The sequence below is a fragment of the Candidatus Tisiphia endosymbiont of Thecophora atra genome (assembly GCF_964026395.1).
Lineage (GTDB): Bacteria > Pseudomonadota > Alphaproteobacteria > Rickettsiales > Rickettsiaceae > Tisiphia.
This window is the reverse complement of sequence record NZ_OZ032145.1, coordinates 103,625-117,196: the sequence shown is the minus strand read 5'-3', so window position 1 is coordinate 117,196 and position 13,572 is coordinate 103,625. Positions and strand designations below refer to the sequence as shown.

The 13,572-nt window shown below is 35.1% G+C and carries 9 protein-coding genes; 7 read left to right on the top strand and 2 right to left on the bottom strand.

Annotated features, from left to right (window positions below; translation table 11 throughout):
- Positions 1-2: 2 nt before the first annotated feature.
- The gene (locus tag AAGD45_RS00640) at positions 3-5,825 is read right to left on the bottom strand and encodes an autotransporter outer membrane beta-barrel domain-containing protein (RefSeq protein ID WP_341761561.1); all 5,823 of its coding nucleotides are present in this window, start codon (positions 5,823-5,825) and stop codon (positions 3-5) included.
- 970 nt (positions 5,826-6,795) lie between these two features.
- Positions 6,796-7,752 carry a transposase gene (locus tag AAGD45_RS00635; protein ID WP_341760848.1) on the bottom strand — a complete coding sequence of 319 codons (957 nt, stop codon included), beginning with the start codon at positions 7,750-7,752 and terminating at the stop codon, positions 6,796-6,798.
- A gap of 751 nt (positions 7,753-8,503) precedes the next feature.
- Here AAGD45_RS00635 and AAGD45_RS00630 point away from each other — a divergent pair.
- From AAGD45_RS00630 to lptB, 7 genes are all read left to right on the top strand, one after another.
- Positions 8,504-8,809, top strand: a complete 306-nt coding sequence (locus AAGD45_RS00630; protein ID WP_341761560.1) for an RNHCP domain-containing protein — start codon at positions 8,504-8,506, stop codon at positions 8,807-8,809.
- Positions 8,810-9,135: 326 nt separating this feature from the next.
- Positions 9,136-9,819, top strand: coding sequence for an outer membrane protein (locus AAGD45_RS00625; RefSeq protein ID WP_341761559.1), 684 nt, complete (start codon positions 9,136-9,138; stop codon positions 9,817-9,819).
- Positions 9,820-9,969: 150 nt separating this feature from the next.
- Positions 9,970-10,578 (top strand): outer membrane protein, encoded by a 609-nt coding sequence (locus AAGD45_RS00620; RefSeq protein WP_341761558.1) that lies wholly within the window; start codon positions 9,970-9,972, stop codon positions 10,576-10,578.
- 63 nt (positions 10,579-10,641) lie between these two features.
- Complete coding sequence (locus tag AAGD45_RS00615; RefSeq protein ID WP_341761557.1) at positions 10,642-11,598, top strand: KpsF/GutQ family sugar-phosphate isomerase; 957 nt, start codon at positions 10,642-10,644, stop codon at positions 11,596-11,598.
- The gene (lptC, locus tag AAGD45_RS00610; protein WP_341761556.1) at positions 11,598-12,260 is read left to right on the top strand and encodes an LPS export ABC transporter periplasmic protein LptC; all 663 of its coding nucleotides are present in this window, start codon (positions 11,598-11,600) and stop codon (positions 12,258-12,260) included. The genes AAGD45_RS00615 and lptC overlap by 1 nt, the downstream gene beginning before the upstream one ends.
- 82 nt (positions 12,261-12,342) lie before the next feature.
- Positions 12,343-12,714 carry an LptA/OstA family protein gene (locus AAGD45_RS00605; RefSeq protein WP_341761555.1) on the top strand — a complete coding sequence of 124 codons (372 nt, stop codon included), beginning with the start codon at positions 12,343-12,345 and terminating at the stop codon, positions 12,712-12,714.
- Positions 12,715-12,752: 38 nt separating this feature from the next.
- A complete protein-coding gene (gene lptB, locus AAGD45_RS00600; RefSeq protein ID WP_341762162.1) occupies positions 12,753-13,475 on the top strand; it encodes an LPS export ABC transporter ATP-binding protein in 723 nt (240 codons plus the stop codon).
- Positions 13,476-13,572: the final 97 nt, after the last annotated feature.

The window sequence follows — 13,572 nt, the reverse complement described above, 5'->3', positions numbered from 1 at the left end:
ACTTAAAAATTCACTTTAACCTTCAAACTACCTTGGTGACCAATATATTTGCTGGCAATGTTAACATTATAGATAATACCACATTCCATCATATTATATTTCGCAGTGAAACCAGTACCAACAGTGAAGAAGGTCTTAACAGGTTTAACTGATTTAGTCGGTAATGGTTCATTTATCCCATCTAACCTTGCATCAATAATTGGTGCTTTTCCTTTGAAGTCATGATTAACGTAACCATGCAATTCTGGTATTAACAATACTTTGTTAGCCTTCAGGGTTGCTGCAGTTCTTAACCCCAGAATACCTTCAAATTTATTGTACGACCTTTTCTTAACAACTAGGTTTTGGAATTTTGTACCAGTTTCCGTATAGCCAGCATCCTTAAATTGCGAATATCTGAACCCAATTGTTGGGGTAATCATTAACTTTTCAGAAGCTATATAATTATACCCTGTAAGTAATTGACCACTATAAGAGATAGATTTATACTTAGCAGCAGCAGTCTCTAGAGCAGTAACATTTCTCTTCGTTGTGGCGATTAGGCGTCCTTCTGAGTTCTTAACCCTAGTTATACCATATGATGCTATAGCTTCAGTAAACCAATTATTGGTAAGATTATATAAACTATATAAGGAGAAGATATTAGTCTTACCGTTAGTTTTATCACCAATTTTCTTATCCTGATGAGACATTTGTGTGTTAATTCGGCTATAAGCTGCACCAAGTAGCAGGTTATCATTTACTAAACCATCAAATCCAACTATTCCACCAGCTGATTTCGATTTATAACCACTAACTCCTTTATACGTTTCTTGGCAAGCAGTACCATAGAATGGACTACCCCATACTCCATACCTTAGCGTATCATCATCACCAGAGCCTATAGCTGATGTAGCATTTTCAGAGTCTACAGCTGATGCAGCATTTTGCATAGGTACTGAATTTCCCATCCTTGTTGCAGTAATTTGGGTATCAGCTTGAGCAATCAATCCTCCAATTATTTCAGATGTTGGATTTCTTACAAGGCTCTCTCCTATTGGATGTTCATTACTAGGCAATATTCTATCCATCGCTTGAAGGGCATGCTCTCTATCCATCCGACCTATATTGTTCATGAACTGAGCAGCAGAACTATTACGATCTGTTACATTATTCAACTGTGTATAAAATTCCCGTTCTTCCTGTGATGTGGATTTATCAGCAATTTCTTTAGCTATAACTTCCTTAGAAATGTCAGTTATATATAGTGTTAGATCGCTAGAATCCATGGACCACTGTACAAAACGGTTTTGTTCACCAGTTGGGTCAAGCTTAATTTTACTGTTATCAATTGCAACAAGACCATTACCATTAACTGACGAAATCACAACATATTTAGCCCCCTCCTTAGGAATTTTGTTAATATCAGTCTGAGCTTTCACTTTTATAGTCAGCTCGTCTGCTTTCGATAAATCCAATTTACTACCTGTCTGAACCTCTATATTACCACCTGCTCCACTTGATGTGTCGTAGGCAGTAACTAGTTCTATCTTTCCTGTCAGCTGTGCCTGACCAGTATATTTTAATTGATTAGCTGCAAGATCTACGGTAAAATCTTTAGCTGCTAAATTACCAGTTATAGAGGCTGTTTTAGGTAATATAATTATCTTAGCTTGATCTGCTTTAATATTAGCAAAGTTAATATTTTGTTCTAATATTACATACTTATTTGCAGCAAAATTTACTTCTTTCCCATCAGCAGTTTGTTTAAACCAAACATTATCGGCAAACGTTACCTTACCACCAGTAATTTTGGCATCAATCAGTACTGCCTTATCAAATTTTGCAATACCTTCATTTTTTATTTCATCCGAAACAATTTGTGTACTATAGGCAAAACTTCTCAATGATCTTGACAGGCTAGACCTATCTACAGTGAGGTTTGGCACAGATATAGTTCTGTTTATAGTACCAGCAAAAGTTGCAGTCTTATCACTAGCAATTGTTATTTGCTTAGAATAAACATCACCTTTTACCGTAGCATTATTAGCAAAGGTTACATCAGACAATCTTAATTTATCTGTTCCTAAATTATAAGCAAAGCTTCTATCCGAGTTGAAAACTACTTTACCAGTATTATCAGTTTTAGTTGATATATCGGAATAGACACCACTATTAATAGTAATTTTATGATCACCCAGTAATTTAATAGATTTTAACCTGTTATTCTCTGACCCAATATCTTGTATTTCAGTGGTAAAATCTGCAGCCAATTCAAGAGTATGAACATTATTACCATTAGTCCTAATACCACCTACAGTACTTGTCCCTTCTAAAGTTAAAGTTGCCTCTTTACTAGCATTAGAGAAGTCAATATAATTCGCTGAAACTGCTTGGGTAATCTTTACATCTGCTCCCGCTATGTCTAGAGTATATACTGCATTAGTAGCACCTATTGCACTATTAACGGTTATAGCTTCAGCATTACTAAATTGAACCGTACCTTTGCCAGTTAGCTCTCCCTTAATATTACGAGTCGTCACGCTGTTAGCAAACTTAGCAGTTGCCTCCTTAGATATTATGATGTCCTTATCATTAGCAGTTTGAACTGTGTTACTAAAGATATTAGTACCAGCTTGGACTTGTATAGTACCAACAGGATTTTTTGCCGTTCCAACTACACCAGTAACTCTATTGTTGCCTTTGAATATTAAACCAACTGCAGCTCCTCCTGTTGAGTTAATAGAACCTTCTAAATTAAAGTTATTAGCAAAAATTAAATTATTATTACCATTACCTTGAATTTCAGTAATATTATAATTGCCACCTGCTAATTTTACCTCACCTGCCCCAGCTCTTAACATCTTTAATTTAGTAATCGGGTCTGTTACTTCACCAATTCCTAGGAATACTAATGTTCCCTTAGCATCACCAGTACCAGTACTAGTTACACTACCATTGATGTTTTTACCATTTGCCAAACTAACTGTACCATCATGATTTTGGAAATCTACATTACCTGTAATATGACCCTCAGCGGTAAGCACAGTATTTGTAGCAAATAAAATATTGCTATTAATCGCACCCAATGTTAGTTCATTTACATTTAATTCTATATTTTTGCTATGAATGGTAATCTGCCGAGTGTCAAATTTACCAGCACCAGAAAAAATTACCTTTTTTAGGTTATTACCACCAGTACCTAAAGATGTAGCTGCTCCATCAATTGTCAATGTTCTTCCATTCACAGCAGAATGAAGCTCAACTATACCCTTACCATCAGCACCAGCACCAGCACCTAGATCTAAATCATTTACCAAAGTTATTGTTCTATTTGCATCAGCACTATTCCGTAAAGTTAACTGAGCATCTGCATGGTCAAAAACAATCTGATTAGCATTATCAGCATTTAACTCAAAATTACGGTGTTTTGCATCAAGTATATAAGTTGCTGGACCGATACCAGCACCAAAACCATCATCTGCCCCAATATGAATATTGGCAATCTGTGCCGAGGTAGTACTTTTATCGGTAAATTCCGCCCCATGAATAATGGTCAACTTATTTGCATTTTGGACACCAAGCTTATTAACATGATCTTCCCCTGCGATGGTAACTCGATGAGAAATACGTAATTCATCTAGCTTATGACCAACAACACCAAGGGTTTCTGCACCGGTTGCAGATCGCACAGTTAAAGTGTGGAGGTCAGTATCAGCACCAGATAGCCACACGATTCCTCCATCACCAGCAATAACACCATGAGCATTAGGAATTCCTCCTGATAAGTTAGCGTTAAAGGTTATAATACTATCACGTCTTATTGTACCTAATCCCAAGATCGAATTTGCATGTATAAAATTAATCTTTTGATTAACAGCAACACCAACAGCAGGATTAACTCGACCAAGGAGAATAACATCAGCAGCTGAGGCATCTATTGCTAGAACTTTAGCACCACCAACAGCATCACCTATATTTATGGTTTTAATATTTCCAATCTGTGCATTTGTAGCTACGAGTATGCTAGTATTAACATTTAAAGTACCATTAGCACCATTTTGTATTTTTGAGTCGAAAAGACGAGATATTATTTCCCCTGCAGGACCATCAGCACCGTTAAATTCTAACACTCCTCCCCCAGCAGTAAAATCAACTCCTCCTCCAACTCCTCTAACTCTTCCTACAAAATTACCACCGATTTTCACAGTACTATTATCAACAAAGTTAAGTTCATCAGTATAGACATTTTGTCTTAATATAACATTCTTGCCAGCTGCCTTAATATTAATTTGGTGAATAAGCTTATTAAGAGCAGGCTCATCAGGATCAATAGCACCAATATCTCCAGTTACTGTACCAGCTTCCTCGAAGTTTAATATTCCTTCACCACCACCTTTCGTAGTGATACTACCATCGATTGTCTTGCCATCTGCTAGATTAATTGTACCATTATGACCGTTGAAATGCACATTACCAGTAATATTATCATGGGCATGTAACGTAGCAACTTCATTAAAAGTGAAAGTCCGAGCCTTAGCTGCTTGCCGTAAGTGTACATCACCAGCCCCTTTGAAATTAACCTTTGCTAAAGCCTTAGTAGCACCAATAGCCTGAGTTACCGTACCAGCTCCTGCGAAGTTTAATATACCAGCAACATCACCAGCAGCAGCACCCTTACCATCAGTATTATCCACAGCACCAGTGATTGTCTGACCATTTCCTAGAGTAATTGTACCTGCATTACCGTGGAAATCCACATTACCCGTAATCCCACCATTAGCAGTTAACTTACCAGCCTTACTAAAAGTCACAGTACCCTTCATCAAATCTGCAGCGGTAACATTAGCCTTAGCATTGGCAATATTAAAAATAGCGGCGTTAGCTACATCCCCTAAATTTACAGCACCAGCCCCTTTGAAATTAACCTCTGCTAAAGCCTTAGTAGCACCAATAGCCCTAGTTACCGTACCAGCTCCTACGAAGTTTAATATACCAGCATTAGCAACAGCAGCACCACCAGCACCATCAGTATTATCCACAGCACCAGTGATTGTCTGATCAGCTCCTAGAATAATTGTACCTGCATTACCGTGGAAATCCACATTACCCACAATCCCACCTAGGGCAACTAACTTACCAGTCGCATTAAAAGTTACCGTACCAGTCATCAAACCTGTAGCGATAACATGTGCCTTAGCATGGTTTATATTAAAACCTGTGGCAATGGCTGCACCCCCTAACTGTACAACACCTCCACCCTCATTAGGCTGTCCAACAGCAATTCCAAAATTAACCGTTGCTAAAGCATTAGTAGCACCAATAGTCCCAGTTACCGTACCAGCTCCTGCGAAGGTTAATATTCCTTCACCAGCACCAGCACCATCAATGGTACCAGGAATTATCCCAGTAGCTATAAGATGTGCATTAGCACCATTAAGCGTTACAGCACGTAATGCCTCATTGTTTCCAGTTAACGTTAATCCCTTGGCATCATTAACGGTAATAGCTATATTTCCAGCATTACCTGTTATAGCTGTTATAGTAAAGTTATCCCTATCTATTGTAACAGTACCGGCATGTGGTGCCCTTATACTTATGGCATCAAGGATATCGACCCTAAGGTTACGAATATCAGCATCATCATTAAAAACGGCCATATCATTATTAATAATAGCAGGATTACCAGCCCTAACAAGATCATCAGAAATAGCAGAAAGATTACCACCAACATCAACATCAAAATCAACAGCAAAAGCCACGTTGCTTCCCCCTATGCTTGCTACGATAGAGGCAACTGACACGCTGGTCAGCAAATTTTTAAAGAATTTTTGTTTTTTTGTCATCATTTTACCATTCTATAATTAAAAAAAATAATTCATGTCTATATCCCTGCCATCATTATGTCACTAGGGCAGTTTAAAAGTCCTAACTAATGATAGAAAAGTTTGTTTTTTAAAATGCATAAATGTCTATTAGCGAGGAGCGTTGTCAGCCCTAAACCGTCTATTAGCGAGCGAACGTACGTGAGTGCGGCAATCCATGAAGCTTGTCATATGGATTGCTTCGTCGACCTACGGTCTCCTCGCAATGACGTTTGTTGAACTTTCGACAGTTGTGCCACTTTGTGGCTCGCGATGACAACTATTTGTTTTTATAACTTAGTATTTTCTATCATTAGTTATGACTTTTAAACTGCCCTGCGTAGGCAGCGGTCTAAAATAAGTTGGTTTTCTGTTGATTTTACACTAAAGTTGTAGAAAGACAACCCCAAAAAAACTCTTTTTGTAACTAATTCACTTTACGCGTGGCATTTATAAAGTCATAGGAAAAACAACCTAGCGTCATTGCGAGGAGGCATAAGCCGACGAAGCAATTGTAAGGCTTAAACCGTCTATTAGCGAGCGAACGTACGTGAGCGTGGCAATCCATGAAGCTTGTCATATAGATCAATTGCAGAAATTAATAGCATAGCCATAAAAATTCAATCAAGATGCAAGATATAATTCTGTATTTGCTTAAATTACTAGTGATGCTAGCTTATTTGTGCTACAATTTGTTAGATATAAGGTTTTATGGTAATTTTCAAATATAATCAACTAGTATGATAGTTAAACTTTCTGATACTAATATTTCTTAGTTATTCACCCACAACTGTCGAAAGTTAGAAGAGGAAGCGGTTTTAGGCAGGGCAGTTTAAAAGTTGTATATGGTCAACGTCTATTAGCGAGGAGACCGTAGGTCGACGAAGTAATCCATAAAAGTAACCAAAAATGGATCAACTATGTTCGCAATAAAAATTTAAATAAATTTGGTTTAAATTTTTATTGCTTGTGCAGAGCTAGTTAAATCACGTAACTTAGCGTTTGCAATCACAATGATTTTACGCATTAATGCTACCATCGCCACCATTTTCTTTTTTCCTCTATTGATCAATTTCTCATAAAATACCTTCAGTTCAGAGTTAGAATTTCTAGCAGCCATAGCAGCTACAAACAACATAGGTCTAACAAAATTTCGACCATGACCTGTATGTCTATATCCGCTATATCTACCGCTATCATTAGATATTGGTGCAACACCTACTAATGATGCTATTTGTTTGCGGTTCAATGTACCAAGTTCAGGTAACAAAGCTATAAGCTCATTAGATACTACTGCGCCTATACCACTAATAGTTTGCAGAGTCTCTTTCTTAGCTTGCAAGAGCTTATCTTTTGCTATTAAGTCATCTATTTCTTTAGTAATAGATGCAATTTGTTCTTCTAGTACTTCGATCATTTTAACACAACTAGACTTGATTAAATCAGCTCTCGGGGACTGAAACCTATTTTTTTCTGCAATCAACATTTGTTTAAGATCGTTCCTACGTCCTACTAATTCATACAAGTTTAAAGCTTGCTTAGATTGTACTTTAAATAGCTCTAATCTTTCTGATCGTTCAAAACCATAAAGTGCTAGAGCTTTAGCGTCAAGACTGTCAGTTTTAGCTGCATTACCAAAAGACCTAATAAAGTTTTTAACTTTACGAGTATTGGCTCTATGTACAGCAAAACCCTGATTGCAAAGCGTTAGTAATAGTTCCATTTCATATCCACCAGTAGTTTCTAAAACACACAATGCAGAACTAATCTCTTTTTTGTAATCCTTGATAAAATCAGCTATTCCATTAGAGTTGTTATTATATTCTTTAGTTTCTTTTTTTCCATGAATAGCAACAACAAAATTGAATTTTCCTATATCAAGACCGATAAAATTATTATATAATAGCATAATACCTCGAAGACTTTTAATGTTTACGATTGTAAGCGGGCGTGCAAAGGCATCCCAATCAACTATTCAAACGTTTCGGGGATTTGGGCTAGAGTACCAATATCCATTCGGTCTTAAAACCAATTGCTTCACGGTCGCTCACGCCTGCACAGCGATAGTCATTTATATTATTAATGACTATCGCTGTAATACCCCCTTATAAGTCAGTATAAATCATTATTTACATTGACTTCAATATCTATTATATCATACTTTTAACTTACAATTGCTTCGTCGGTCTTACAGCCTCCTCGCTACTCATCTTCGAGACGAAAAAGTGCTTTAAACGTCTAAAGAATCAGGTTCGCAGCGGTTTTGGAATGAAGTTTGTAGTCATGTAAACATCACTTTTCTACTTGACATACTAAAAATTAGTCAACATAATGCTTCTTATGTGTATTACCATTGTTTTGTTTCAAATAAAAACTCTTGTCATTAAAGTACACTTTTATCAGTATTTCTTTATTATAAAATTCCACAGGTGAAAAAATGTAGTCAGTAACGAGAATTTAATTCTACACTCCACTCGTCGTATAATACTCACGTTCTATAGCATAATTTCTGCTCATATTTATCTCGAAGATGAGTCGCTAATAGACGTATAGGGAAGCTGTATTTACTAACTTTCAACAGTTGTGGGGTGTTCCCTGCGTAGGTAGGGGGTCTAAAAAAATAGCATGTGTTGCCAAAAAAAATTAAAAAAAGTTAAAGAATGGTTACAAAAAGGTTTTACAGAAATAAAGAAGATTTTATTTGTGAGATATGTAGTGAATCGGTACAAGGAAATGGTTATACTAACCATTGTTCAACATGTTTCTACAGCAAGCATGTGGATATTAACCCTGGGGATAGAGCCTCTAGATGTAACGGACTAATGCAGCCAGTTTCCTATAAACTCGATAGTAAAAAGGGCATAATTCTAACCCATAAATGTCTTAAATGTGGAGAATATAAAAATAACAAGCTTGCGAACACAGATAGCGTAGAGAATTTGCTAGATGTTTTCAGTTATGCCTGAATAAATTAGGGATAAGAATTGACAAATTCTTATCCTGAATTCGCGTAATATCAGGGCAATGGCATAAATTCTATCACCATTACTATAGCTCAAACATTTGCGGGTTAACTATAGATCAGTCTATTGTGTTTTTATTGCCACAAAGTATCTCTATAACACTATTGATTAATGCTCATAATAGTTTTTAGTTTGCCCTAAGGGAAATAGTATGCTATATATACCGAACTAGGTGGTCTAAGTGGGATTTGGAGAGATTTGTGTTTCACGGGCCTTATTTGAGAATCTAATAAGGGGATTCTTGTCTATATAATTTAAGGAGAAATATTATGAAAAAGTTGTTTTTAATCGCTGCTACAAGTACGGCTCTTTTAACTTCTGCTACATCTTTTGCAGATGTAGGACAATTTTATATTAAAGCCGAAGGTGGTGTGACTAAGTTGAATAATACGAAAATGGAATCTGATGATAAAAAGAGCTTGAAATTTAAATCTAAAACCAACGCTATTTTGGGTCTTGGTGCTGGTTATTATGCCATGGATAATGTTAGAGCAGAATTGACACTTGATTTCCTAGTCAATCCAAGATTTACTAGTTCTATGCCTGAAACTGCAACTGACGCAGGTCATAAAATGACAGCTAAAGGGCAAGTGATGTCATTGTTGCTCAGCGGTTATGTTGATTTGTATGATGCAGGTTTTGCTAAATTTTTTGCCGGAGCAGGTGTTGGTATGGCTCAAGTAAAAGAAAAGGTAACTGTGGAATACACTGAGAATAAAAAGGTAGATACAGGTCCTGCAATAACTAAGAAACCCGCTAATAATTTTGCTTATCAGTTGACTGTTGGTGCTTCTGCTAATGTGGCTGATGGTGTAAATGTTGAGCTTGCCTATAGCTGGAGAGATTATGGAGAAACAAATTCTAAAAATAAAGACAAGAAGGAGACTGGCAAAATATCTAAAACCGCTTACAGAGGTCACAATTTAATGGCTGGCTTAAGATTTGATATCTAATAGTAAATAATTTATAGATTTATTATTTTTGTGCTACAAAAGAAGAGGGCTTTTAGTAACCCTCTTCTTTTGTTATTTGTAGGGTGATCTTGAAAATAAGCTAGCGGATTAGTTTAATTTATAGTAAGCTGTAAATTAAAAAATAGAATTATGAAACATTTACTCTTAGTAACGATTATAGCTATTTCACTTTTATTCTCTGTTTCCTCTTTGGCTATTGAAAATCAATTTTATTTGAAAGCAGAGGTTGGGGCGAATAAAATGGCTAATATTAAGTTAAATGATAAAAAATTAAAGCAAAATACCGCTATGTTTCTTGGCGGAGGTTTGGGTTATTATATTCTAGATAATGTTAGAGCTGATCTCATGCTTGCTTGGATTGCTAATCATCAATCTAAGCATTCTTTTGCCGGTACAGACTCAAAAATTAAGCCTCAAATTGCTACTTTAATGCTTAATGGTTATGTGGATATTGTTGATATAAGTATTTGTGAATTTTTTGTTGGTGCTGGTGCTGGAGTTGGTCAACTAAAAAACCAAATTACTAAGAATAATGGTGTATCAGTTTCTAGTGGTAAAAAAAATAACCTAGTCTACCAGTTTACTCTTGGAGCTGCTATAAAGTTAGCCCCAGGAGTAAAAGTTGAAGCAGCTTACAGTTGGAAAGATTTTGGTAGCACAAAAGAAATAAAAAATCATATTAAATCATTAGCATATAAAGGTCATAATGTATCACTCGGCGTCAGGCTTGATGTGTAATATGTTCTAATATTCTGTCATTCCTCTAGCTACGACAACATCATTGAACAATTCGGACACTATATGAAAATACCATACCATTGTGATGTTGCCAAAAGGGTTATATTAAAAGAATCTGCTGCATTAGTTGAATTATCTAATAATATTCCTAGTGATTTTAACAATATAGTAGATTATATAATTAACTGTAAAGGTAGGGTTATTTTAACCGGCATAGGAAAGAGTGGTTATATAGCTCATAAAATAGCAGCAAGTTTTGCTTCTACCGGTACGGCTGCTTTTTATCTGCACCCAGCTGAGGCTAGCCACGGTGATCTTGGTATGGTAACTGACAATGATGTAGTATTCATGCTGTCTAATTCAGGGGAGACAAAAGAATTATTTGATATAATGAAATATTGTAAGAGATTTTCTATAAAAATAATTGCCATGACTATGAATGCCAACTCTACTATAGCAATCAATAGCGATTTCCTATTATTAATACCAAGAATCAATGAAGCATCTTATATTGCCGCTCCAACAACTTCTTCAGTAATGATGTTATCTCTTGGAGATGCACTTACCACTTCTGTACATGAAGCACGAGGCTTTTCTGAAGATGATTTTCGGCTGTATCATCCTGGAGGAAAGATTGGAGCGAATCTTATAAAGGTAGAGAGCTTAATGCGGGTGAAAGATCAGTTGCCTTTAGTATATGCTGATACCTCATTTACCGATACTATATTGGTTATGAATCAAAAGAGTCTTGGATGTGCTATAGTGGTAGATAAAGATTTGAGTTTAGTTGGTATTATAACAGATGGAGATTTGCGTAGACATATTAATGATAAAATAGATATGAAGTATGCAAGCGATGTAATGACTTCTAACCCAAAACAAATTTCTTCTTCGAAATTAGCGGGAGAGGCTTTAGGTCTAATGAATAGTAAATCGATTACTAGCATACCAGTAACTGAAAATAATATAGTGATTGGTATTGTTCATATACATGACTTACTTAGGGCAGGAATCAGCTGATGAATGTTCATGATAATGTTGGCAATATTATGATTAAGATTCCCTTCATAGATAAAGGTAGTAGTGCTATCATTTCATCTTATAGACGTTCAATTAGTCTATCAAAGATCTTATCTTGTTTAGGAATAGTATTAACCTTATATTTTATTTATATAAATTTAAATCCTATCAGTAATAATTCAAAATCAACTGAGGACAATAGTAGCAATAGTGCTTTTAATCCAAATGATAAAGATTATGAAATAAAAATTTCAAATTCAATTTTTAAGGGGTTCAATAAAAACTTAAATCCTTACCAGATTCAGGCTGTGCAAGCAGTTAGGACTTTAGGTAATCAATATAAACTAGAAGAAATTAATGCTACATATAAAATAAATGATAACAAAGACTTAGTGATCAGTGCAAAAAATGGTATATTAAATGAGAATAGTCATATGTTAAAATTAAAAAATGATGTACAGTTTTTTTTAGGAGAAAGCACATTAAAAGCACAAGAAGCCCAACTGAATCTACTAAATAAAGAAACATATAGTAACACAGGAGTGGTATTATCTTATAAAAATTGTAAAATTACTTCTAATAATTTTAGTGCTACACATGATAATGATATTATAAATTTCAAAGGTAATGTATCGACGGTTATTGATGTATCGGATTTTTAGCATAATTTGCTATGTATTGTTTTTTCTAATCATAAGTTCATCCGTAGCCTATGGGAAACATCCGTACTCAAAACATTCGAGTATGGATAGATTATATATTCATTCTGACAATTTAGTAATTGATCAAACTAAGAATCAAGCTTGTTTTACAGGAGAGGTGATTTTGTGGTTTGATGATATGATGGTAAAAACAACTAATTTAGAAATTTTTTATAAAACAGTTGATAATAAAAAAACTATTGATTACATCTCCATACCGTCAAGATTGATTGCTAAGAGGAATAATGGTCAAGAGTTACTAACTGCTACTTCTGCAAAATATTTTGTAGAAAGAAAAGAACTAGTACTGCTTGGTGATGTAATAGTACAGAATAAGGATGGTATTATAAAAACTGACAAACTAGTATATTATACGGAACTCAATAATATAGATTATACCAAATCAAAAAATTAGTTATGTAAGAAATTTTTTAAAGTATGCCGCATTTAATAATAGATAAATTACAAGTAAGTAGTATTTCAAAATCTTATAATAAGAGAGTGATCCTAAACGACGTATCTCTTCAATTAAAAACAGGAGAAATAGTTGGTCTTTTTGGTCCAAACGGTGCAGGTAAAACTACCTGTTTTAGTATTATTATAGGACTTACCAAACCAGATAGTGGAGCATTATTTTATAATGATCATGATATTACTCATTTACCAATTTATTTAAGAGCTAGGTTTGGCTTTAGCTATCTTCCTCAAGAACCATCAATTTTCCGTGGGCTATCTGTAGGAGATAATATTAGATTAATGCTAGAGGTTTTAGAAAATGACCAAGAAATTATCGAACAAAAAACATTAGATTTGCTTAAAGAAATTTCTATTCTTCATCTAAAAGACATGCCAGCAATAGGACTATCCGGCGGAGAAAGACGTAGGCTAGAAATCGCAAGAACAATAGCACTAGATCCCAAATTTATTATGCTTGACGAACCACTTGCAGGCATTGATCCATTAGCAATTGAGGATCTTAAAAATTTGATTGTTCACTTACGTAACCGCAATATCGGCATCCTAATTACCGATCACAATGTTAGAGATACTCTTAATATAGTTGACAGAGCCTATGTTATTTACGAAGGAAAAGTCCTATTAGAAGGAACTCCACAAGAAATAGCCACAAGCTATCAAGTAAAGGAAGTATATCTAGGGCAATCTTTTTGTTTGTAATAATAGACATACTGTAATTGTAGGTAACCATACACTTTAAATTATCTATCCTATAACTTACAAAATCTTATACCTATTTTCAACTATTTTCTTTCAA